Origin of the sequence: Pseudophaeobacter sp. A-200-2 (assembly GCF_041008815.1) — a bacterium.
GTDB lineage: Bacteria > Pseudomonadota > Alphaproteobacteria > Rhodobacterales > Rhodobacteraceae > Phycobacter > Phycobacter gallaeciensis_A.
Map to the genome: position 1 here is coordinate 223,267 of NZ_JAXGFU010000008.1, position 21,234 is coordinate 244,500.

The window sequence follows — 21,234 nt, forward strand, 5'->3', positions numbered from 1 at the left end:
TGCCCGGCACGAGGGAGCGCCGGGCAGCAAAGGGGCATCAGACCATCTCGCCGCGGTAGACGACCATATTGGCGCCCTGGCTTTGGGTGAAGTTGTCATATCCCAGAAGGCGCACATGGTGCTTGGGGTTGGCGGCGTGGCATTCGTCCAGCTCGGCCAGGATTGCGTCCACGTCGGTTTCACCGAACATCGGCAGCTTCCACATGTACCAGTAATAGCCGGTGGCGTTGCTGGGTTCGGTGTGTTCGATCGCCGGGTTCCAGCCGTTGGAGACGATCCATTCCACCTGTTTGCGGATCTGGTCCTTGGTCATTTCCGGAAGGTAAGAGAAGGTCTCCATCTTGCGCGAGGCGGGATCCGACAGGCGGGAGGGGTAGTCCTGAATGGTGCTCATGGTCTTGGTCCTTGTTGTGATGTGTTCGAGGGCTGAGCAGGGATCAGCGGTGCTGCACGTCCAGCTTGTCGACGGTGTCGAACTCGAACTTGATTTCCTTCCAGGTCTCCATCGCGGATTTCAGCTCGGGCGAATGTTTCGCCGCCGCCATCAGGATATCCTTGCCTTCCTTCTCCAGCTCCCGGCCTTCGTTGCGGGCCTGAACGCAGGCCTCCAGCGCCACGCGGTTGGCCGCAGCACCTGCCGCATTGCCCCAGGGGTGGCCCAGGGTGCCGCCGCCGAATTGCAGGACGCTATCATTCCCGAAGATCGAGACCAGCGCGGGCATATGCCAGACGTGGATCCCGCCAGAGGCCACCGGGAAGACGCCCGGCATGCTGCCCCAGTCCTGATCGAAGAAGACGCCCATCTTGCGGTCTTCCTTGACGAATTTGTCGCGCATCAGGTTGATCCAGCCCAAGGTCGCGTTGCGGTCGCCTTCCAGCTTGCCGACGACGGTGCCCGAATGCAGGTGGTCCCCGCCCAGAAGTCGCAGAAGCTTGGTCAGAACGCGAAAGTTGATGCCGTGGTTGGGGTTGCGGTCGATTACCGCGTGCATGGCGCGGTGGACATGCAGCAGCATGCCATTGTCGCGGCACCATTTCGACAGCGAATTATGGGCGGCCCAGCCGACGGTCAGATAGTCGGACATAATGATGGGCGTGCCGATCTCCTTGGCAAATTCGGCGCGCTGGAACATCTCTTCCACCGTGGGGGCGGTGACATTCATATAGTGGCCCTTGCGCTCACCGGTTTCGGCCTGCGCCTTGTCGATGGCCTCCTGGCAGAACAGGAAGCGGTCGCGCCAGCGCATGAAGGGCTGGGAGTTGACGTTCTCGTCGTCTTTCGAGAAATCGAGACCACCGCGCAGCACCTCGTAGACGGCGCGGCCATAGTTCTTGGCCGACAGACCCAGTTTCGGCTTGATGGTGCAGCCCAGGAGCGGACGACCGTATTTATCCATCTTGTCGCGCTCGACCTGGATGCCGTGCGGCGGGCCAAAGCAGGTTTTCACGAACCAGATCGGGAAGCGCACGTCCTCGAGGCGCAAGGAGCGCACGGCCTTGAAGCCAAAGACGTTGCCGACGATGGAGGTAAAGACGTTGACGACCGAACCTTCCTCGAACAGATCTGCCGGATAGGCGATGAAGGCATAAAAAGCCTCGTCCTGGCCGGGCACGTCTTCGATCCGGTAGGCGCGCCCTTTGTAATGGTCAAGATCGGTCAGCAGGTCGGTCCAGACCGTGGTCCAGGTGCCGGTGGAGCTTTCGGCGGCCACGGCTGCGGCTGCCTCTTCGCGCGGCACGCCATCCTGCGGGATCACCTTGAAGACGGCCAGGACATCGGTGTCCTTGGGCGTGTATGCGGGTTCCCAATAGGTGGACCGGTAGTCCTTGACGCCGGCATCGTATTTCTTGGCTGGGGCTTGCATGTTCATGGGCTTGTTTCCTCCTCCTGGCCGCCAACGGGGGCGGGCCACTTCATTGGGATCAGAAGGCCACAAAGGGTAAATATAGTGAAATGAATAGTTTTTAGTTTCAGAATAAGGTATTCTGTATATATGCGGTATTCCCTTCGACAATTGCAGATATTTCAAGAGGTTGCGCAGCACCTCTCTTACACTCGCGCTGCCGAGGCGCTGCATCTGACGCAGCCGGCCGTCTTTGCGCAGGTGCGTCAGCTGGAAGAGCAGACCGGTCACAAGCTGATCGAGCGGATGGGCAAGACCCTGTTCCTGACCGAGGCGGGAGAGGTGGTGTTGTTGTCGGCGCAGCGTATGCTGGGCGAGGCCGAGGATCTGGATATGCGCCTCGCGGAGCTGCGCGGCATGGCACGGGGGCGGTTGCGGCTGGCGGTGGTGTCGACCGCGAAATACGACATCCCCGCCCGCATCGGAGCCTATAACAGCGACTATCCCGGGATCGAGGTTGCCCTGACCGTCTGCAACCGCGAGGAAATCCTAAGCCGTTTCGCTCAGAATGCGGATGACCTTTATATTCTGGGCACGCCGCCGCAGAATATGGCTGCCGAAGTGGAACGCTTTGCCGAAAACCCGCTGATCGTCATTGCGCCGCCTGATCATCCTCTGGCCACCCGGCAGGGGCTAAGTGTGGCGGACCTGTCCGTTTATCCATTCCTTACCCGGGAAAGCGGATCAGGCACCCGGCTGGCGGCCGAGCGCTGTTTCGAAGAGGCAGGGAAAGCCCCCGCCGTGCGGTTGGAGTTGGGCGCCAATGAGGCCGTCAAACAAGGGGTGATTGCGGGCCTCGGTTGGTCTGTGCTCAGCCGGGCTACCGTCGCGCTGGAGCTGCGCCACGGCTATCTGACGGAGCTTGACGTGAAGTCCTTTCCGATCATGCGTCATTGGTACGTGGCTTGGCCAAAGGGAAAGCAGCCCACGATGGCGGCCGAGGCGTTTCTGCAGCAGCTGAGGGAGGGAACTGGGGCGGCTGGCGTGGGTTCCTCTGTGGCGGGACAATAATTTTCTTGGAAAACCGCCGATTATACCCGCGCGCTTTAGGGGGTTTTTACCATATCGGCTGAGTGTGCGGTTCATTGAATGGCAGAAGGTTTTCAATATGAGCTACGCACAGGCTTCAACGATTGCCACCCATGCACCGGCGAGCACAAGGTCTGTCAATGTCCTGACGGGGCAAGGGGCGGCCAAAGAGGCGAAAACAGAAGATTTTGCAAGCCATGTTGCACCGCAGTCGCCTGACGCAGAGGCGATTGATGCAATCTTCGCTAACTACGACCTGAGCGATATCTCCCCGCAGGAAATTGACCAGATGGCCGGTGAATTGGTGGCGGCAGGTTTCGATGACATGAAGTTTATTATGATGCTGGCGACCAAGGGCGCGGCCTTCCAGGCCCATCTACAAGAGGACTTCGCGCAGTCCGGATATGAGGTTTCCCGTGGAAACAGCAACGCAAAGATGGACCTGATTGAGGTGACCCGCGACCAGCTGAAGATGTCCAAGGCCTTTGGCCAGCCGACCCAAGCTCTGGAAAGCTTTCTTGACGACATAGAGGATATCGCTGCGGAGCAGGCGGCACCGCCACGCGCGCCGATCGCTCTGGTCCGGGGGGGCGATCGCGGCACGCTTGTGTTGTCGCAGGCCGACCGGATCTAGCGCTGGACTTAACCGGGCCCGATCGGGTCAGCGGACATGCCGGGGGGCGGGGGCTATGGAAATGGCCTCCGCCCCCTTTTTATTTGCGGTCAGGGTTTGCATGGGGCCGACCTGGGGGCACGTCTCATGGCATCTCCCCTTAGACGGTCTGGCGGGGTGAGGCGGGGCTGAATCGGGCCTTGGAGGAGATTACTTTTTCGTGATATTTTTCAGTGTGATAACGCACAGTTGATGTGTTGCGAGGAGCTCTGCTTTTCCATCAAGGCAGGAATGCGCTGAGCGCATGCGATGTGTGATCTTCCTCACATAAACAGACGCGATATCGCCCTAAAGGTGCCGGGCACTGGGCGCGATTGGCAACATTCCGCGCAGTTCATGCCGTGGGTTTCCAGCCGTCAGTCCATCCGGAATTTCAAGGATGCTGCGGCGAAGACGCCCTTGGTAATCAACGTATGAGGTGCAGCCGCCGGGGATGGGGCTGCCGTGCCGCGTCGAAACGTCAGGAGACATCTTTATGACCACCACACTCACAACCAGAGCCATTGCTGCCACCGTGGCTGCGATGCTTGCCGCTCCTGCATTTGCAGGCCCGACTTATGAAAACAGCACCGGCGGGTCGTTCACCTGGTACGGCCAGTTCGACCCGGCGTTCCAGTACTACGATGATGGCGCTGAAACCTACAGCCGTCTCGTGGACAACTCCGGTTCCAACTCCCGCATCGGTTTCCGCCTGAAGCAGGCTTACGGCGAGAACACGCTGACCTTCGCCTTCGAAACCGCATTTGGTCTGCGCTCGTCCTACAGCGTCAACCAGACGTCCAAGGGCGACAACGTCAGCTGGTCCCGCACCAACCTGCGCCACGTGGACTTCCAGTTCGACACCGCGCGTTACGGCCGTTTCTCGGCTGGTCAGGGCTCGATGGCGTCTGACGGCATTGCATTCGCCGATGCTTCCGGCACCGGTCTGGCTGCTGGCACAGCGGTTGCCGACCCGGCTGGCGGATATGCGTTCCGCACCGCAGGTGGTGCTCTGAGCACTGTGTCCGTCGGCGACGCCTTCAAGGACTATGACGGCAGCCGTCTTGGCCGTGTGCGCTATGACTCCGTGAACTTCAACGGTTTCACCTTCTCGGCGTCCTACGGTACCGACATCCTGAAAACCAACAACGACCGCGAAACCTATGACGTCGCTGTGCGCTACAGCAACGACGAGCTGGGTGATTTCGGGTTCGACGCAGCTCTGGGCGCAGCCTGGACCGAGGAAACCGGCAAGGCAGACATCCGTGACGTCGCGGGCTCCTTCGGCGTCGAGCACAAGCCGACCGGCCTGTCGCTGACCGTTGCTGCAGGCGAGCGTGACATCGCGGGCAGCTATGCCTACGCCAAACTGGGCTACAGCGCGAACCTGATTTCGGCTGGTTCCACCTCCGTCTCCGTCGACTACTACGATGGTTCGGACATGGTTACTTCGGGCGATTCTGCTGAATCCTGGGGCATCGCAGCCGTTCAGAAAGTCGACAAGTACAACGTCGAAGCTTATCTGGCCTACCGCGATTACTCCTATGCGGACACTTCCGCGACCAACTACCAGGACAGCAACGTGATCCTGGCGGGTGCGCGCTGGAAATTCTAAGTCCCGGGTATCCGGACTGCTAAAAGACGAGAACACGCCCTGCGGGGCGTGTTTTTCATTTCGGGGTCGGTTTCACCCAACGAAACCCTCATAAACCTGCCCAATGTCGCACCGAAGCGGGCAATGCCTCTTGCACCGAAGGCCCCAGACACATAGAAGGCCTCAAATTGTCTGGGGGCGGAGCCTGCGCGCGCGCCCCGAATCTCTATGAGGTATAGGATGCAGGTCACCGAGACGCTGAACGAAGGTCTGAAACGCGGCTACGCCATCACTGTCACAGCCGCCGAGCTGGACGAGAAGGTCAACGAGAAGCTGGCAGAAGCGCAGCCCGAAGTGGAGCTGAAAGGCTTCCGCAAGGGCAAGGTGCCGATGGCCCTGCTGCGCAAGCAGTTCGGTCAGCGTATGCTGGGCGAAGTGATGCAGGAAGCCGTCGATGGCGCCATGAACAAGCACTTCGAAGACAGCGGTGATCGTCCGGCGATGCAGCCCGAAGTCAAGATGACCAACGAAGACTGGAAAGAAGGCGACGACGTCAACGTCGAGATGTCCTACGAGGCACTGCCTGAGATTCCCGAAGTCGACCTCTCCGTCATCTCGGTTGAGAAAATGGTTGTCAAAGCCGAAGACGAAGCCGTCGAGGAAGCGCTGCAGAACCTGGCCGACACCGCCAAGGATTTCGAAGCCCGCGAAGAGGGCGCTGCGTCGGAAGATGGCGATCAGGTCGTGATCGATTTCGTCGGCAAGGTTGACGGCGAAGCCTTCGAAGGCGGTTCCGCCGAAGATTACCCGCTGGCGCTCGGCTCCAACTCCTTCATCCCCGGCTTCGAAGAGCAGCTGGTCGGCGTGAAGGCCGGTGAGGAAAAAGACGTCACCGTCACCTTCCCCGAAGACTACCAGGCCGATCACCTGGCCGGTAAGGAAGCCGTGTTCTCCTGCACCATCAAAGAGGTCAAGGCGCCGAAGGCCGCCGAGATCGACGACGAACTGGCGAAGAAATTCGGTGCCGAAGATCTGGAAGGCCTGAAAGCCCAAATCCGTGAGCGTCTGGAAGCGGAATACGCAGGTGCAGCCCGCGCCGTGATGAAGCGCGCGACCCTGGACAAGCTGGACGAGCTGGTCTCCTTTGACCTGCCGCCGTCGCTGGTCGAGGCCGAAGCACAGCAGATCGCGCACCAGCTGTGGCACGAGGACAACCCGGACGTTCACGACCACAACCACGGTGAGATCGAAGCGACCGAAGAGCACACCAAACTGGCCGAACGCCGCGTGCGCCTTGGCTTGCTGCTGGCCGAGCTGGGCCAGAAGGCAGAGGTTGAAGTGACCGACGCGGAAATGACCCAGGCGATCATGGCGCAGGCGCGTCAGTACCCGGGTCAGGAGCGCCAGTTCTTTGAATTCATTCAGCAGAACGCTCAGATGCAGCAGCAGCTGCGTGCGCCGATCTTCGAAGACAAGGTCATCGACCACGTGTTTGATCAGGCGACCGTGACCGAGAAAGAGGTCTCGAAAGACGATCTGCAGAAAGCTGTTGAAGAGCTGGACGAGGAGTAATCCTCTCCCTCCAGTGGTTATGGAAAGGGCCGCCCATCAGGGGCGGCCCTTTTTCATTCTGATAAAGAGGGAATGCGGGCCACATGGACACCGCAAGCCGGTTCAGGTCCTCAGGCCGGTTTCCTTCAGCATGCCGCGACGCTTGGCTTCGTAGTAGTAGCCACGCGAGTAATGTTTGACGGCGGTGTCCTCGCTACCATCGGCAAGCAGCCAGGCGCCGCGCAGGTATTTCACCGAGAATTCAAGGTTGGTGTCTGCGTCCAACAGGTCCTGTGGCTTGCCTTTGAAGCCCATCGAACGCGCGGTGGCGGGCAGAATCTGCAACAGGCCGTAGTAGGGCCGGTTGACGGCTGTTGGGCGATGGGTGCTCTCCCGTACCGCCAGCCGGTGCACCAGAGAGCGCGGCACCTCGTAATGGTCGGACCAGTAATTAATCTTCTTGCGCAGGTCCGGGGTTTCATTGGGAAACAGTGGCGGCTCGTTGCGGCTGACGGCCTGAGGGGCAGCGCCGCAGCCCGCGGCAAGCAGCGGCAACGCCAGCAGAGAGAAGACATGACGTCGGTGCATCGGGGAACTCCGGGCAACAGGAACAGAATGGATCCGTGAAGGGCGCTCCGTCTGGGGAGGCAATAGGCAAGAGCGGATCCGTCACGGCAGACTAGTCATGCTTGGGAATGGCCACAATCGGGCGGAAGCGCAGCGCTGTTTCATCGGCAAATCTTCACCGATCCATGAAGGGGGCTAGGGCTGCTGAAAGCGGTGTGAGCGCCCGTTGCAGGCGCGCCAAAGTCCCGTTATCGAGCCATTGGCACGTACCGTCGGCAGCTTTGGCAGGCCTCCGCCGATATGCGGAAAAGTGCGAACAATTCTAATTTATAAGGCTTTGTTAATTTTCGCTGGAAACGCCAGAATACCCATGCGCATTGAGGCAAAAATAATACCTCAGGAAGGGTGCCCTGCTTTCGCCTGTAGCGGTGCCCGTAAACGAGCAGTAAAAAGGGGCCGCGGCCGTTTCCCACTTTCCGCGGTCCCAATAAGCTGAGCGGTCCATAATAACAGCGCAAATGAGTTTCGCATCATTGGCTGAAGCACCGGCTGAATCAAAGCCGAACCCGCCAGAGCAGACGCCGCCCGAGAACTGAAAGGGCGTGCAAGGCCCCCGCGCAGCGCAGCAGGCGCGCTTGCCGGGGGCGGGACCCAGCTGGTTCCCGCCGACCTCATCAGCCCATGTGGCGGAAATCCGCGATCAGCCGGTCACTGGATGGCCGCGGTTCTGCATGCAGCGGATCACGTAGTCACGCTGGGCCTGTTTGACCTGGATGTCGCCTACGGCGGCACCAGCCATGGCGCCGGCAATCGCGCCAACAAGCGCCTTGTCGCTATTTTCGGTCGCCCCCACCAAGGCACCGCCTGCACCTCCAAGTGCGGCGCTTGTTCCGATGTGGCCTTGTCCGATCTGACGGGCCGAGGCCTGACATTGTGCCAGATCCGTTTGATAGTTCGGGCCCGGAGTTCCGGCCAGCGACAAGGGCGCGTCAACCGATGGCGTGTCGCATCCGGAAAGGGTCGCGGCGCATAGCCCTGCAATCGCGATGGTTCTCAGCATCATCGGGTTTCTCCTTTGTCCAAATGCATCTCTTGCCCATTCACTGTAGGCAGGAAGGTCCATCATGGCCAGTGTGCTGTCTGGCAAAGGAAAAGGCCGCGCCCATATGGGGCGCGGCCTTCGTGTTCTCTCGCTGTGATCCGCTGGGATCAGGCGTTGGTCTCTTCGTCGCCGGTCGCGGCCGGAGCGGCTTCGCCTTCGTCCTCATCGTCGGAGGCAGCGGAACCGATGTCGTCGAACAGCTCGGAGATTTCGAATTCAGCAGCGGCTTCCTCTTCGGCGGCCAGCTCCTGGATCGATTTACCCGAGGCTTGCAGTTCGGCTTCTTCCGGCGAGCGGGCCACGTTCAGCTTGATGGTGACCATGACTTCCGGGTGCAGGTGCACTTCGGCCACGTGCAGACCAAGGGTCTTGATCGGCTCGCGGATGATGACCTGCTTGCGGTCGACCGAGAAGCCTTCCTCGGTGGCAACGTCGGCTGCGTCACGCGGGGTGACCGAGCCGTAGAGGTTGCCGCCATCGGAAGCGGAGCGAATCACGATGAACTGCTGTCCGTCGAACTTTTCGCCCAGGGCTTCGGCTTCTTTCTTGGTCTCCAGGTTGCGCGCTTCCAGCTGCGCTTTCTGGGCTTCAAAAGAGGCGATGTTGGCTTCGGAAGCAACTTTGGCCTTGCTCTGCGGCAGCAGGTAGTTACGGGCGTAACCGGGTTTGACGTCTACGACGTCGCCCATCTGACCCAGCTTGGCCACACGTTCAAGAAGGATAACTTGCATGTCAGGTCTCCTTACTTCACGGCGTAGGGCAGCAGGGCGAGGAAGCGGGCGCGCTTGATGGCGCGGGCCAGTTCACGCTGCTTCTTCGCCGAAACGGCGGTGATACGGGAGGGAACGATTTTGCCGCGCTCAGAGATGTAGCGCTGCAGAAGACGGGTGTCTTTGTAATCGATCTTCGGCGCATTGTCGCCCGAGAAGGGGCACACTTTGCGGCGGCGGAAAAACGGTTTGGCTGCCATGGTTTAGCGTCCTTTTCTCAAGCGTTGATCAGCGGCGTTCACGGCGACCTTCACGGTCGTCACGCTTCTGCATCTGGACCGAGGGGCCTTCGTCGTGTTCGTCGACCTTGATGGTCAGAACACGCATGACGTCGTCATGCAGGCGCATCAGGCGTTCCATTTCCTGAATCGCCGCAGACGGTGCGTCGGTCTTCAGGAAGGCATAGTGGCCTTTACGGTTCTTGTTGATCTTGTAGGCCATCGTCTTGACGCCCCAGTACTCCTGGTCGACCAGCTTACCGCCGTTGTCGGACAGAACAGCACCGAAGTGTTCGATGAGGCCTTCAGCTTGCGAGTTGGACAGGTCCTGACGCGCAATCATTACATGCTCATAGAGGGGCATGCGAACTCCTGTTTGTGTCTAGGCGCATTTCATAGACGGGGCGATGTAGCCTTCCGCGGCCCTGTCACGAGAGTCTGCGCGGATCGAATGTCGTGCGGAAGGAAGCCCCGATATACAGGCTTTGCCGATAAGAGCAAGGGATAAACGCAGGGCTACGCCTGCGATCACTCGTGGCCCGGCCTAAGGTCATGCTTAAGGCCACTGTGGCGTGCGGGAAACCCCCTTGGTTTGGTCAAAATACTGCCGCATTCATCGGCTTCAACGTGGTTAATCAAGCATTAACGAGCGTCGGTTTGCCCGGCCAGCTACAGTGAGGACCCCATGCGCCTAGCCCAGATACCGCATCCCGTCATTCCCGGATCCTTTGCCACAGCCCCTGGCGCCATGAGGGGCGGGTCGCTTGTGCTGGGGTTCAAAGCGAATTGGCCGATGCGGCGGATGCTGCTGCAGATGCTGGGCGTGGCTTTATTGCTCTGCGCGGGAGGGCTGTGGATGATGAACGCGGAAATGATGCACCCGGGGGACAAAGTGATCCGGGTGGGCGTTTGCGTGGTCTTTTTCTTTCTGGGGATGGTTCTGCTGACCATACGGCCCCTGCGGCCCGGGACAGAAGTGTGTTTCGATCCGGTGCGGCGGGAATTGCGGGTGCTGAGAACCAATAGCCAAGGCGCGGTCCGGACTATTCTGCGCCGCCGCTACGACAGCCTTGGGGCAGCACGGCTGACCTCGGCCACGGTTCAGTTGTTCGAGGCGGATGGCAGCCTGTTGTTCGAGGTGCCGCTGAGTACTGTGCAGTCCCGCAGCCTGTTGCGCGATCAGCTCAGCGGATCTGTGCCGCTGCTGACCTGAAAACCGCTTGAAAAATAGGCGCAGAATTTTCGCGGTTGCTCGGTAAGGTATTGCAATCAAACGGACAACTTCTCGGTTCGCGGGTAACTGTTCGGTTAGGAACAGACAATGTGGAAAATTGCCAGTTTCATTTCGTCGCCCGGTGGCACAGGTGTTGGGCATACAAAATTCGTTCCAACGGAGTCCTCTGACGATGAAAAACCTTCTGCTTGCCGCCGCCCTGACCGGCGCCGCCGCCACCGCCGCTGTCGCCGCGCCTGAAAAATACGTGCTGGATTCCAGCCACAGCCAGGTGGTGTTCAACTACAACCACCTCGGCTTTTCGACCACTTGGGGCATGTTCTCGGGGTTTGAAGGCGAGATCATGTTCGACAAGGAAGATCCGGCAGCCTCCAGCGTTTCCGTGTCGATGCCCGTGATGTCGATGCTGACCGGCTGGCAGGCGCGTTTCGATCACTTCATGTCCAATGACTTCTTTGCGGCAACCGAAGATGAAATGGTGACCTTCACCTCCACCGAGATCCACGTGTCCGGCGAGAACACCGCGCACATCACCGGCGATCTGACACTGAACGGTGTGACCAAATCTGTCGTGCTGGATGCCAAGCTGAACCAGTCGGGTGATCACCCGATGGCGGGCAAGCCCTGGGCGGGTTTCAATGCAACCACCACGCTGCTGCGCAGTGACTACGGTCTGGAAAAATTCGCTCCTTACGTCAGCGATGAAGTCCAGGTTCAGATCTCCATCGAAGCGATGAAAGCTGAATAAGCTACTGACTCGATCGTAAGATCCGCCGCCGGTTCCAGTCTGGAACCGGCGGTTTTTTTGTGCGCGCTGGTGTGGTGCGCTCTGGAGGGCCTCAATAGGCTCTAGCGATGGCCGGAGGAGCCGCGGGCAGGGAGGCATCTCAGCGGGAGCCGTAGGATCCCTGCTGCGTCCCCGATTATGGCGTGGAGGACAACAGGTACGGGTTTTCATTCCCTTGGCTTCATTGCACCGTGGAGGCTGTACCTGTCGGGGCCGCCCCCATGCGGAGGCTCTGCCGTCCTTTTGTACCCGCATACGGTTATCGATGGCGTAAACGAAAACGCGGGCCACTGGTGTGGCCCGCGTAAAGAAGCGCTTTGATCGGGGGAAGCCGAGCGGTCAGTTGCGCGTCGCCTCCAGCTCCACCGAGATCTCCACCGCAAAGGCAAGCGTGCCTTCGTCCTGGGTGCCCTGACCGATATTGAAATCCAGCCGGTTGACGGTGGTCTGTCCGCGCATGCTGGCTTTGTCTCCGTCCAGGGTCAGTTCGAATGGCAAGGTGATGGGCACGCTTTGATCGCGGATGGTGAGCGGTCCAACCGCCTGATAGCCGTCTGCGGTCTTTTCGATCTCACCTTCGAATGTTGCGGTGGGATAGGTCGCCTGATCGAAGTAATCCGGGCCCATCGCCTGGTCCGTGACCGATCCAAGGGTCAGCGAAGCGATCGAGATGGTGACGGAAACATCGCCAGCCGGTCCCGGCGCAGTCGGCTCTTCGAAATTGATGTCGGCGTTCCAGTCGGCGAACTGACCGGTTACGCTGCTGCCCATCTGCACAACCGAGATGGCAAGGGTGCCGCTCTCGACGCGCCAGCCAGAGGTATCTGCGGTCTCGGTTTCCGCACTCGCGGTGGACTGCGTTGCAGAGGTTTCGGCCTGCGTTGCTGTGGCGGTTTGGTCGTCGTCGAGACCAAGGAACGCACCGGTACCAAGGACCACTGCAAAGACGGCAATGGCGGCAAGGGCAGGAAGGGCGCTGTGGCTTTGCGCCGGGGGCACGGGCATATCACCGGATCCGGGCAGCATACGACGCAAGGTCGAATCCTTGTCGATCACATGATGCTTCAGCGCGCCCGCCACGTGCAGGGCCAGCGCGGCCAGCAGGGTCCAGACCAGAATACCATGTGCCGCGCCAAATAGGCTGGCAACGCTTTCGGATTTGGCGACAAAGGGTAGGGACTGGCCAAAGGGCCAGAGGATCGGTGCGAAGCCCGTTGTCGCGGCGTGGTGGATCCAGCCGGTCAGCGGCACCGCCACCAGAGAGAAATAGAGCATCCAGTGCACGATTTCGGCCGCCAGTGCTTCGGGCTTGTTGTCCGGGTGCAGCAGCCCCGGCTTCTCCTGCGTCACCGCCCAGAGAATCCGGGCCAGGGCCACAAAGAACACGGCAACGCCGACCGTCTTGTGCAAGGAAAACAACAGCGTGGCGCGGGAAATGGTTTCCTGCGCGCCGTCAAAGCCTGGGCTTTGAATGGTGTGTGCCAGCTCGTTGGCAAAATAGCCAAGCGGGAAGGCGGCAAGGATCAGCAAGGCTGTCAGCCAGTGAAACGTCTTGGCGACACTGCCATAGCTGGAGAATGAATTGCGGCGGGACACGGGGACAAACCCTCCTTGGGTACGGGATACAACAACAGCCTACCGTGCGGGGGCGCGCATGCAATGCGGGCAGCTGTCAACCGGTGCACATGGGAGGTGCGCTGACGCGGCATCGGGCGCAGATCCCTTGTACGCAGGGTCAGCTGCGTCTAAACCGGCTGAAATGGCAAATAAAGATGGGGTCTTTGATGACTGTCGCATTCGTGTTTCCCGGGCAGGGTGCCCAGACAATCGGCATGGGCAAGGAGTTGGCCGAGGCCTATCCCGCCGCAAAAGCGGTGTTTGACGAGGTCGACGCGGCGCTGGGGGAATCCCTCAGCAACCTGATCTGGGAGGGTGATATCGAAACCCTGACCCTGACTCGCAATGCCCAGCCGGCGCTGATGGCGACCTCCATGGCCGCGATGCGCGCACTTGAGACCGAAGGTGTCACCATCAACAAGGCCGCTTTTGTGGCTGGGCATTCGCTGGGGGAATATTCCGCGCTGGCTGCCGCCGGGGCGATCTCGGTTGCCGATACCGCGCGTCTGCTGCGCACCCGCGGCGCTGCCATGCAGGACGCCGTGCCGGTGGGCGAGGGCGCCATGGCCGCGATCCTGGGGTTGGATCTTGACGCGGTCCGTGCTGTTGCCGAAGAGGCCGCTCAGGGTGAGGTTTGCCAGGCTGCCAATGATAACGACCCGACGCAGGTTGTGGTCTCCGGATCCAAGGCCGCTGTTGAGCGCGCCGCAGTGATTGCCAAGGAAAAGGGCGCCAAGCGCGCCGTGATGCTGCCGGTCAGTGCCCCATTCCACTGCGCGCTGATGCAGCCTGCCGCCGATGTGATGGCCGAGGCCTTGGCTGGTGTTGAGATCAAAGCCCCTGCCGTGCCGCTGATCGCCAATGTGCGCGCTGATGAGGTGACCGATCCCGATACCATCCGCCAGCTGCTGGTCGAGCAGGTCACCGGTTCGGTGCGCTGGCGCGAAAGCGTGCAGGCGATGGCCGCCAAAGGTGTGACCGAGTTCTGGGAAATCGGCGCGGGCAAGGCCCTGTCCGGTATGATCCGCAAGATCGACCGCAGCCTGACTTGCCGTCAGTTCGGCACCGCCGAGGGCGTTAAAGCTGCGGTTGAAGGCTGACGCGCGGCCTGAGCGATATGTCTGCCGGTTGCCCGGCGGGACGTGGTCGCCCGGGTGGGCGCAAACGCGCCCGCCATGGGGCGGGCGGACGCGTCCCGAGGCTTGCGCGCCGGGAGAAGACCATAAATAGCGTCTCTGCATGAGGCCGTTCAAAGACTTGAGGAAAAGAACATGTTTGATCTGACTGGCAAGACTGCCCTTATCACCGGCGCATCCGGCGGTATTGGCGGCGATATCGCCCGCGCGCTGCATGCTGCTGGCGCCACTGTTGCCCTTTCCGGCACCCGCGAAGAGCCGTTGAAGGCCCTAGCCGAGGAACTGGGCGAGCGCGCCTTTGTGCTGCCTTGCAATCTTAGCGACGCGGACGCCGTCGAAGCGCTGCCGAAACAGGCGGCCGAGGCAATGGGCTCCGTTGATATCCTCGTGAACAACGCAGGCATCACCAAAGACAACCTGTTCATGCGCATGAAAGACGAGGAATGGCAGAGCGTTCTGGACGTGAACCTCACGTCCACCATGCGCCTGTGCCGGGGCGTGCTGCGCGGCATGATGAAGGCGCGCTGGGGCCGGATCATCAATATTTCCTCAGTGGTCGGTGCGACCGGCAACCCGGGGCAGGCCAACTACGCAGCCTCCAAGGCCGGTATGGTCGGCATGTCCAAATCCCTCGCCTATGAAGTGGCCAACCGGGGCATCACCGTCAATGCGGTTGCCCCCGGTTTCATTGCCACAGCGATGACCGACAAGCTGAACGACAACCAAAAGGACGCGATCCTAACCCAGATCCCGGCAGGCCGCATGGGAGATTCGAAAGAGATCGCTGCCGCGGTTCTATACCTTGCCAGCGCCGAGGCCGCTTATGTGACCGGCAGCACCCTGCACGTGAATGGCGGTATGGCGATGCTGTGATTGGCAATAGCTTTGCCGCGCCGGATTGCGGCGTTGCAGAATGATGAAAAAGGGGCCCTCTCGGGCTCCTTTTTTGCGTCCGTCAGAGGTGATCTCCTTCACAAGTATCTGTTAACAAAAACTTTATGGTGAAATCCGCGGCGCGGGGCTTGTGGGCGTTCCCCACAACCTCCATTTGCCAGTGCAGCACGCGTTTTAACCCGTTCTCTGGATAACCCGGAACGGCGCGAAAACGTTTGCCTCTGGGCGCGTCTGTGCTATAGGCGGCCCATATTTCCGCTGACGAAGGGGGTTGACCCCTGTCTCGGTCAGCCCCCGCCCGGCGGGGGCACAACCGCCCGGATCGGGCAAAACCACGCCAGCCCGAGCGGGTAAGGGCAAAACCGGGCAGATTGCCCTGAAGAAAAAACGAGGAATGGATATGAGCGACGTCGCAGACCGCGTGAAAAAGATCGTTGTAGAGCACCTGGGTGTTGAAGAAGCCAAAGTGACCGAGAATGCCTCGTTCATCGACGACCTGGGCGCAGACAGCCTGGACACGGTCGAGCTGGTTATGGCCTTTGAAGAAGAGTTCGGAATCGAAATTCCGGACGATGCAGCCGAAACCATCCAGACCTTCGGCGACGCAGTGAAATTCATCACTGAAGCTTCCTAAGATACGTCATTCACATATCTGTGAATGCCAAGGCGGCGCTTTCCTACCGGGAAGCGCCGTTTTGCGTCATGGAGGGTAGACGGTTTTGTGGCGAGGTGATCATGGACGTCCCCAGTCTGTGGTATGCTGGGGACGATATCCTGATCCAACCCGCTAGGAGGACCTATGCCATGATGATCTACCCCACGATGGAGCTGATGAACGGCGGTTGCGTAACGCTGGACAAGGGGCGCCTGGAGGAACCGGTTCTTTGGCATGTGGATCCGGTCAAGACGGCCAAGGATTTTGCGGCCGCCGGGGCGGAATGGATGCACCTGACCGACTTCAATGCGGTGCAGGGCGATGATTCCAATGCTGCGCTGGTCGAGGAAATCATCCGCAGCGTCGGCATTCCGGTGCAACTGGGGGGTGGCCTGCGAAGCCGCGAGCAGGTCGAGCACTGGATCGACCTTGGTGCCGGGCGGGTCACCGTCAGCACCCTGGCCGCGCGGGATCCGGCGCTGGTCAGCGAATTGGCCAAGCAACACCCCGATCAGATCGTGCTCGCGGTGGATGTCTGGCAGGGGCAGGTGATGACCGAAGGCTGGCGCCAATCCGGTGCGTTCTCTCCTGAAGCCTATATCGCCGCCTTTGAAAACGCGCCTTTCGCGGCAATCCTGGTCACCGATATCGACAGCGACATGTCCGAGGTCGAGGCGCAGCTGGGTCTGATTTCCGGCCTAGCAGCCGAGGCGAAAGCGCCGGTCATCGCCAGCGGCGTGGTGCGCAACGTGGATGACATTTCGCGGTTGAAATACATCCCCAATATTGCCGGTGCCCTGGTCGGGCGGGCGCTGTTCCGCAAGACGCTGACTCTTGAGGAAGCGCTGGAAACCGTGCGTCCGCAACCCGAACCCGTCGCGGAATTTCGCTAAAGCACCGATGACGCGGTCGTTATTTCGGCGCTCTGCGGGCTCCGGCGGCGGATGTTCCGGGCTACCAAGGTGATAGGTCAGTCGCTTAGTCTGCTGAAAAGAAATGAAAACACCCTTCGGCGCAGCAGGCCGTAGGGTGTTTTTCTTTGGTGGTCTCCGACAATACAGTCCGACCGGCCCATCTGCGCGGACCTGCGTCGGCGCTCTTGCACCTTTTGGTAAATCCAAGGTATCTGGATGGGCGAAAAATGCCGAGGCAGAGGAGAGCATGGAATGCGTCGAGTAGTTGTCACCGGACTTGGCCTGGTTACCCCTTTGGCCAGCGGGGTAGAAGAAACATGGTCGCGTCTGCTGGAAGGTAAATCCGGCGCCGGGCCGATCACCCTGTTCGATGCCCATGAAAGCGGCGTCGCCACCACCTATGCCTGCGAAGTCCCGCGCGGTGATGGCACCGATGGTACCTTCAACCCCGATGAGTTCCTTGCCCCCAAGGAACAGCGCAAGGTGGATGATTTCATCCTCTATGGCATGGCGGCTGCGGATATGGCCGTCAAGGATGCCAACTGGACCCCGAGCGACGAGGAATCCCTGCTGCGCACCGGCGTGATGATCGGCTCCGGCATCGGCGGGCTCAGCTCGATCGCAGACACCGCGGTTCTGATCAAGGAACGCGGTCCGCGCCGTGTCTCCCCCTTCTTCATTCCTGGCTCGCTGATCAACCTTGCCTCCGGTCAGGTGTCGATCCGTTATGGCTTCCGCGGCCCGAACCACTCGGTCGTCACCGCCTGTTCCACCGGCGCGCACGCCATCGGTGATGCCAGCCGTATCATCCGGGCAGGCGACGCCGATGTAATGGTCGCTGGCGGCGCCGAGGCGGCAATCTGCGAGATCGGCATCGCGGGCTTCAACGCTTGCAAGGCGCTCAGCACCAAATACGGCAACGATCCGCAATCCGCGAGCCGCCCCTATGACGAGGATCGCGATGGTTTCGTCATGGGCGAGGGCGCCGGCGTGGTGGTGCTGGAAGAATACGAACACGCCAAGGCGCGCGGCGCCAAGATCTATGCCGAGGTCCTGGGATACGGCATGTCGGGCGATGCCTATCACATCACCGCCCCGTCTGAATCCGGTGAGGGTGGCGAGCGCGCCATGCGGGCCGCGCTGTCCAATGCGGGCCTGAAGCCGACGGACGTGGATTACATCAACGCACATGGCACCTCGACCATGGCCGACACCATCGAGCTGGGCGCGGTTGAGCGGATGCTGGGCGATCACGCGGGCAATGTCACCATGTCCTCGACCAAATCTTCGACCGGGCACCTTCTGGGTGCGGCCGGCGCGATCGAGGCGATCTTCTCGATCCTGGCGATCCGCGATCAGGTGGCACCGCCGACCATCAACCTGGACAACCCCGCCATTGAAAGCCGGGTCGATCTGGCGCCCAACGCCAAACGCGAACGCAAGATCGACGTGGCCCTGTCGAACTCCTTTGGCTTTGGCGGCACCAATGCTTCGGTGATCTTCGGAAAGCCGAAATAAATGTGGCGCGCACTGGCCTCCAACATGCTGACGGTCCTCATCGTGGCGCTGTTCCTCTTGGGCGGCGTCATTATGTGGGGCCAGTCGCAATACACCTCTGAGGGACCGCTGGAGCAGGCCATCTGCCTGCGCGTCAAAAGCGGCTCCAACATGACCCGCGTGTCCCGCACGCTGGAGGATCAGGGCGCGGTGACCTCCGGAGCCCTGTTCCGGGTTGGTGTGAAATACAGCGACAAGGCATCGCTGCTGAAGGCGGGCAGCTACCTGGTACAGCCCGGCGCCTCGATGGAGGAGATCGTCGATCAGATCACCCGTGGCGGCGCCAGCACCTGCGGCACCGAGATCGTTTATCGCGTCGGCGTCACCCGGGTTCTGGCTGAGGTGCGCGAATTGGATCCGGCCAGCAACCGGTTCGTGGAGCGGGCAGAGTTCAACCCCGCCGAGGATGAAGCGCCTGCCGAATACCTTGAGAAAAAGGCCGAAGCTGACACCCGGTTCCGTATCGCACTGGCCGAAGGTGTGACCAGCTGGCAGGTGACCGAGGCGCTAAAGTCCATGGATATCCTTGAAGGCGATCCCGGTGAGCGCCCGCCCGAGGGCATGCTGGCGCCGGACAGCTATGAGGTCACGCCCGGTGATGAGCGGGCAGCGATCCTTGCAGAAATGCAGGAACGTCAAGTCCTGCGCATCAATGCCGCCTGGGAAGGCCGCTCTGCGGATGCTGCTGTGGAAACGCCCGAAGAGATGCTGATACTCGCCTCGATCATCGAAAAGGAAACCGGTGTTGCCGAGGAACGTGGGCAAGTGGCCAGCGTCTTTACCAACCGTCTGAAACGCGGCATGCGTTTGCAGACCGACCCGACGGTGATCTACGGTGTCACCCAAGGCGAGGGCGTGCTGGGACGTGGTCTGCGTCAAAGCGAGCTGCGCCGGGTAACGCCTTGGAATACCTATGTCATCGAAGGGCTGCCGCCGACCCCAATTGCCAACCCTGGCTTTGCCAGCCTGGAGGCCGCGGTCAATCCGGATGAAACGGATTACCTGTTCTTCGTTGCCGATGGCACGGGCGGCCATGCCTTTGCCGAAACCCTGGCCGAGCACAACCGCAACGTGGTCAAGTGGCGTCAGATCGAGGCAGAGCGTAGCAGTGATTGAGGCGTCCTTTATCTGACGCTGGCACCCAGCGGCAGATGACACATTCACAGTGATACAAAAGGGCGCTTTGGCGCCCTTTTTCTTTGCGTGCTGACCGCGGGACACCCGGTCGCTTTGCATCCGACGGGCCGCAAAGCCTAACAAGGATTGGCGCCGCCGTTCTACCAACCTGCTGCAGCGCTTGACATGACGGGTAGAAACCCGTATAAGTTGAGCTGCAGTTGGAAGGAAACTTGGCGGCCCCGCAGCGCATGTCGGCGGCCGTCCTTTCTTTCTCTCATCCGGAGCATTTCCGTATGAGGCCCGATTATTCCCATGACAACACCAGACCCCGTCGATGAGCATCGGCCCGTCCGCGACCTGTTGCGGTCTTTGCAGGCCTCGCTGCTGCGGCTGCGCAACGAGGCGGAGGGCTTGCACGACTCTCTGATGCAGAACGGTGCAGAGGCGCTGACACAGGGAGAGCGGCAGCAGGTGGCGAAGCTCGAAAGCCTGATCCGGGACAGCCAGAAAGTGGAGAAGTTGATTGCAGAGCGAACCCATGACACCGCCGCAGGGGATGCTGAACTCGACCTTGAAGAGGCCCGGGCTGAAATCTGCCGCCGCCTGGATTGCCTCCGGGCCGCTGCAGTTGCAGAGCCGCCTGCTGGAGGGACTGAGTGATCAGGCCACGCGGGCGTTGCCCTATCTGTTTGAGGTCTGGGCCCATCCCCATCAGCTGCCACCAGAGGGCGATTGGCGTTGCTGGGTGATCCTGGGCGGGCGCGGGGCGGGCAAGACGCGGGCCGGCGCAGAATGGCTGCGGGCGCAGGTCGAGGGGGCGACGCCCATGGCCGTAGGAAAGGCCCGGCGCGTTGCACTGATTGCCGAGACATACGATCAGGTGCGTGATGTGATGATCCACGGCGACAGCGGGTTGCTGGCTTGCTCTCCCTCGGATCGCCGTCCGACGTGGAAGCCGAGCGAGCGCAAGTTGATCTGGGCCAATGGCGCGATGGCGCAGGCCTTTTCCGCCCATGATCCTGAGGCCCTGCGCGGCCCGCAGTTCGATGCGGCCTGGGCGGACGAACTGGCCAAGTGGAAAAAGGGTCGGGATTGTTGGGACATGCTGCAATTTGCCTTGCGGCTTGGCACGCACCCGCAGGTGTGCGTCACCACAACGCCCCGCAACACACGGCTGCTGCGGGAGTTGCTGGCGCGGGACAGCACGGTACAAAGCCACGCCGCGACCGAGGCAAACCGGGCCCATCTGGCGCCCTCCTTCCTGACAGAGGTCCGCACGCGCTATGCCGGATCGCGGCTGGGGCGGCAGGAACTGGACGGGGTGCTGCTCTCGGATGTGGAGGGGGCGCTTTGGTCGGCGGAGCAGCTGGAGCGGGGCCGGGTCGAGACTGCGCCGCGGATGAGCCGGGTGGTGGTGGCGGTGGACCCTGCTGTCAGCGCTGGGAAATCCTCGGACGCCTGTGGGATCGTGGTGGCCGGTGCCATCACCGACGGGTCGCCGCAGGATTGGCGCGCCTTCGTGCTGGCCGACCGCACCCAGGAGGGCGCGCAGCCGCTGGCCTGGGCCCAGGCGGCGATCCGCGCGCGCGAGGATTTCGACGCCGACCGGCTGGTGGCCGAGGTCAATCAGGGCGGCGCGCTGGTCGAAAGCGTACTGCGGCAGGTGGATCCAATGGTGCCCTTTCGCGCCCTGCACGCAGCGCGCGGAAAGGCGGCGCGGGCCGAACCGGTGGCGGCGCTTTATGAACAGGGACGGGTGGCGCATCTGCCGGGGCTCGCTGCGCTGGAGGATCAGATGTGCCAGATGACGGCGCGCGGATATCTGGGCCAGGGATCGCCGGATCGGCTGGATGCGCTGGTCTGGGCCCTGCACGAATTGATGATCCGTCCTGCCGCCTCTCTGCGCCTGCCACGGGCGCGCCTGCTCTGATCCG

General features: G+C 61.3%; 22 protein-coding genes. 14 read left to right on the top strand and 8 right to left on the bottom strand.

From position 1 onward, the window contains the following. Window positions 1-37: 37 nt before the first annotated feature. Together SM766_RS13890 and SM766_RS13895 are read right to left on the bottom strand one after the other, a co-directional pair. Entirely contained in the window at window positions 38-394 is a 357-nt protein-coding gene (locus tag SM766_RS13890) for a ribulose bisphosphate carboxylase small subunit (RefSeq protein ID WP_274834310.1), read from the bottom strand. Window positions 395-437: 43 nt separating this feature from the next. Beyond that, window positions 438-1,871, bottom strand: a complete 1,434-nt coding sequence (locus SM766_RS13895; RefSeq protein ID WP_368948148.1) for a form I ribulose bisphosphate carboxylase large subunit — start codon at window positions 1,869-1,871, stop codon at window positions 438-440. 123 nt (window positions 1,872-1,994) lie between these two features. Here SM766_RS13895 and SM766_RS13900 point away from each other — a divergent pair, with 123 nt between their 5' ends. The 4 genes from SM766_RS13900 to tig all read left to right on the top strand — a co-directional run bounded on the left by SM766_RS13900 (window position 1,995) and on the right by tig (window position 6,751). Continuing rightward, window positions 1,995-2,915: a LysR family transcriptional regulator gene (locus SM766_RS13900; RefSeq protein WP_368948149.1), complete on the top strand. Its 921-nt coding sequence runs from the start codon at window positions 1,995-1,997 to the stop codon at window positions 2,913-2,915. Between the two features lie 97 nt (window positions 2,916-3,012). Beyond that, the gene (locus SM766_RS13905; RefSeq protein WP_368948150.1) at window positions 3,013-3,567 is read left to right on the top strand and encodes a hypothetical protein; all 555 of its coding nucleotides are present in this window, start codon (window positions 3,013-3,015) and stop codon (window positions 3,565-3,567) included. A 514-nt stretch (window positions 3,568-4,081) separates the two neighbouring features. Continuing rightward, the gene (locus SM766_RS13910; RefSeq protein ID WP_274834305.1) at window positions 4,082-5,200 is read left to right on the top strand and encodes a porin; all 1,119 of its coding nucleotides are present in this window, start codon (window positions 4,082-4,084) and stop codon (window positions 5,198-5,200) included. Between the two features lie 219 nt (window positions 5,201-5,419). After that, complete coding sequence (tig, locus tag SM766_RS13915) at window positions 5,420-6,751, top strand: trigger factor (protein WP_065270427.1); 1,332 nt, start codon at window positions 5,420-5,422, stop codon at window positions 6,749-6,751. Window positions 6,752-6,853: 102 nt separating this feature from the next. On the opposite strand, the gene SM766_RS13920 is transcribed toward tig, so the two are convergent. The 5 genes from SM766_RS13920 to rpsF form a co-directional block, all read right to left on the bottom strand. Beyond that, window positions 6,854-7,318, bottom strand: a complete 465-nt coding sequence (locus SM766_RS13920; RefSeq protein ID WP_065270426.1) for a lytic transglycosylase domain-containing protein — start codon at window positions 7,316-7,318, stop codon at window positions 6,854-6,856. A gap of 679 nt (window positions 7,319-7,997) precedes the next feature. Beyond that, complete coding sequence (locus SM766_RS13925; RefSeq protein ID WP_274829187.1) at window positions 7,998-8,360, bottom strand: hypothetical protein; 363 nt, start codon at window positions 8,358-8,360, stop codon at window positions 7,998-8,000. Window positions 8,361-8,506: 146 nt separating this feature from the next. Continuing rightward, complete coding sequence (gene rplI / locus SM766_RS13930) at window positions 8,507-9,130, bottom strand: 50S ribosomal protein L9 (RefSeq protein ID WP_065270424.1); 624 nt, start codon at window positions 9,128-9,130, stop codon at window positions 8,507-8,509. Between the two features lie 11 nt (window positions 9,131-9,141). After that, window positions 9,142-9,369: a 30S ribosomal protein S18 gene (gene rpsR, locus SM766_RS13935; protein ID WP_005982441.1), complete on the bottom strand. Its 228-nt coding sequence runs from the start codon at window positions 9,367-9,369 to the stop codon at window positions 9,142-9,144. 28 nt (window positions 9,370-9,397) lie between these two features. Beyond that, complete coding sequence (rpsF, locus tag SM766_RS13940) at window positions 9,398-9,751, bottom strand: 30S ribosomal protein S6 (RefSeq protein WP_065270423.1); 354 nt, start codon at window positions 9,749-9,751, stop codon at window positions 9,398-9,400. Between the two features lie 321 nt (window positions 9,752-10,072). Here rpsF and SM766_RS13945 point away from each other — a divergent pair, with 321 nt between their 5' ends. Both SM766_RS13945 and SM766_RS13950 read left to right on the top strand, forming a co-directional pair. Continuing rightward, complete coding sequence (locus SM766_RS13945) at window positions 10,073-10,600, top strand: hypothetical protein (RefSeq protein WP_368948151.1); 528 nt, start codon at window positions 10,073-10,075, stop codon at window positions 10,598-10,600. 193 nt (window positions 10,601-10,793) lie between these two features. Then, on the top strand, window positions 10,794-11,369 hold the full coding sequence (locus tag SM766_RS13950; protein WP_274839125.1) for a YceI family protein: 576 nt from the start codon (window positions 10,794-10,796) through the stop codon (window positions 11,367-11,369). Window positions 11,370-11,747: 378 nt separating this feature from the next. Here the strand turns inward: SM766_RS13950 and SM766_RS13955 are convergent, their stop codons facing one another. Further along, window positions 11,748-13,004, bottom strand: coding sequence for a cytochrome b/b6 domain-containing protein (locus tag SM766_RS13955; RefSeq protein ID WP_368948152.1), 1,257 nt, complete (start codon window positions 13,002-13,004; stop codon window positions 11,748-11,750). A 188-nt stretch (window positions 13,005-13,192) separates the two neighbouring features. Here SM766_RS13955 and fabD point away from each other — a divergent pair, with 188 nt between their 5' ends. The 8 genes from fabD (at window position 13,193) to SM766_RS13995 (ending at window position 21,230) form a co-directional block, all read left to right on the top strand. Then, complete coding sequence (fabD, locus tag SM766_RS13960; RefSeq protein ID WP_368948153.1) at window positions 13,193-14,125, top strand: ACP S-malonyltransferase; 933 nt, start codon at window positions 13,193-13,195, stop codon at window positions 14,123-14,125. Between the two features lie 171 nt (window positions 14,126-14,296). Further along, window positions 14,297-15,034 carry a 3-oxoacyl-ACP reductase FabG gene (gene fabG / locus SM766_RS13965; RefSeq protein ID WP_065270419.1) on the top strand — a complete coding sequence of 246 codons (738 nt, stop codon included), beginning with the start codon at window positions 14,297-14,299 and terminating at the stop codon, window positions 15,032-15,034. 421 nt (window positions 15,035-15,455) lie between these two features. Further along, entirely contained in the window at window positions 15,456-15,689 is a 234-nt protein-coding gene (locus SM766_RS13970; protein WP_065273474.1) for an acyl carrier protein, read from the top strand. Window positions 15,690-15,859: 170 nt separating this feature from the next. Beyond that, entirely contained in the window at window positions 15,860-16,603 is a 744-nt protein-coding gene (locus SM766_RS13975) for a 1-(5-phosphoribosyl)-5-[(5-phosphoribosylamino)methylideneamino]imidazole-4-carboxamide isomerase (RefSeq protein WP_368948154.1), read from the top strand. A 273-nt stretch (window positions 16,604-16,876) separates the two neighbouring features. Continuing rightward, window positions 16,877-18,142, top strand: coding sequence for a beta-ketoacyl-ACP synthase II (gene fabF, locus SM766_RS13980; RefSeq protein ID WP_065270418.1), 1,266 nt, complete (start codon window positions 16,877-16,879; stop codon window positions 18,140-18,142). Beyond that, window positions 18,143-19,297 carry an endolytic transglycosylase MltG gene (mltG, locus tag SM766_RS13985; protein WP_065270417.1) on the top strand — a complete coding sequence of 385 codons (1,155 nt, stop codon included), beginning with the start codon at window positions 18,143-18,145 and terminating at the stop codon, window positions 19,295-19,297. A 315-nt stretch (window positions 19,298-19,612) separates the two neighbouring features. Then, window positions 19,613-19,960, top strand: a complete 348-nt coding sequence (locus SM766_RS13990) for a recombinase (protein WP_368948155.1) — start codon at window positions 19,613-19,615, stop codon at window positions 19,958-19,960. Next, window positions 19,857-21,230 carry a DNA-packaging protein gene (locus tag SM766_RS13995; RefSeq protein ID WP_368948181.1) on the top strand — a complete coding sequence of 458 codons (1,374 nt, stop codon included), beginning with the start codon at window positions 19,857-19,859 and terminating at the stop codon, window positions 21,228-21,230. The genes SM766_RS13990 and SM766_RS13995 overlap by 104 nt, the downstream gene beginning before the upstream one ends. The last annotated feature ends 4 nt before the right edge of the window (window positions 21,231-21,234 follow it).

What these genes read in the sequence shown, in the direction of transcription:
- SM766_RS13890 (WP_274834310.1), bottom strand. Translation starts at nt 394, where the DNA reads ATGAGCACCATTCAGGACTACCCCTCCCGCCTGTCGGATCCCGCCTCG.
- SM766_RS13895 (WP_368948148.1), bottom strand. Translation starts at nt 1,871, where the DNA reads ATGAACATGCAAGCCCCAGCCAAGAAATACGATGCCGGCGTCAAGGAC.
- SM766_RS13900 (WP_368948149.1), top strand. Translation starts at nt 1,995, where the DNA reads ATGCGGTATTCCCTTCGACAATTGCAGATATTTCAAGAGGTTGCGCAG.
- SM766_RS13905 (WP_368948150.1), top strand. Translation starts at nt 3,013, where the DNA reads ATGAGCTACGCACAGGCTTCAACGATTGCCACCCATGCACCGGCGAGC.
- SM766_RS13910 (WP_274834305.1), top strand. Translation starts at nt 4,082, where the DNA reads ATGACCACCACACTCACAACCAGAGCCATTGCTGCCACCGTGGCTGCG.
- tig (WP_065270427.1), top strand. Translation starts at nt 5,420, where the DNA reads ATGCAGGTCACCGAGACGCTGAACGAAGGTCTGAAACGCGGCTACGCC.
- SM766_RS13920 (WP_065270426.1), bottom strand. Translation starts at nt 7,318, where the DNA reads ATGCACCGACGTCATGTCTTCTCTCTGCTGGCGTTGCCGCTGCTTGCC.
- SM766_RS13925 (WP_274829187.1), bottom strand. Translation starts at nt 8,360, where the DNA reads ATGATGCTGAGAACCATCGCGATTGCAGGGCTATGCGCCGCGACCCTT.
- rplI (WP_065270424.1), bottom strand. Translation starts at nt 9,130, where the DNA reads ATGCAAGTTATCCTTCTTGAACGTGTGGCCAAGCTGGGTCAGATGGGC.
- rpsR (WP_005982441.1), bottom strand. Translation starts at nt 9,369, where the DNA reads ATGGCAGCCAAACCGTTTTTCCGCCGCCGCAAAGTGTGCCCCTTCTCG.
- rpsF (WP_065270423.1), bottom strand. Translation starts at nt 9,751, where the DNA reads ATGCCCCTCTATGAGCATGTAATGATTGCGCGTCAGGACCTGTCCAAC.
- SM766_RS13945 (WP_368948151.1), top strand. Translation starts at nt 10,073, where the DNA reads ATGCGCCTAGCCCAGATACCGCATCCCGTCATTCCCGGATCCTTTGCC.
- SM766_RS13950 (WP_274839125.1), top strand. Translation starts at nt 10,794, where the DNA reads ATGAAAAACCTTCTGCTTGCCGCCGCCCTGACCGGCGCCGCCGCCACC.
- fabD (WP_368948153.1), top strand. Translation starts at nt 13,193, where the DNA reads ATGACTGTCGCATTCGTGTTTCCCGGGCAGGGTGCCCAGACAATCGGC.
- fabG (WP_065270419.1), top strand. Translation starts at nt 14,297, where the DNA reads ATGTTTGATCTGACTGGCAAGACTGCCCTTATCACCGGCGCATCCGGC.
- SM766_RS13970 (WP_065273474.1), top strand. Translation starts at nt 15,456, where the DNA reads ATGAGCGACGTCGCAGACCGCGTGAAAAAGATCGTTGTAGAGCACCTG.
- SM766_RS13975 (WP_368948154.1), top strand. Translation starts at nt 15,860, where the DNA reads ATGATGATCTACCCCACGATGGAGCTGATGAACGGCGGTTGCGTAACG.
- fabF (WP_065270418.1), top strand. Translation starts at nt 16,877, where the DNA reads ATGCGTCGAGTAGTTGTCACCGGACTTGGCCTGGTTACCCCTTTGGCC.
- mltG (WP_065270417.1), top strand. Translation starts at nt 18,143, where the DNA reads ATGTGGCGCGCACTGGCCTCCAACATGCTGACGGTCCTCATCGTGGCG.
- SM766_RS13990 (WP_368948155.1), top strand. Translation starts at nt 19,613, where the DNA reads ATGACAACACCAGACCCCGTCGATGAGCATCGGCCCGTCCGCGACCTG.
- SM766_RS13995 (WP_368948181.1), top strand. Translation starts at nt 19,857, where the DNA reads ATGCTGAACTCGACCTTGAAGAGGCCCGGGCTGAAATCTGCCGCCGCC.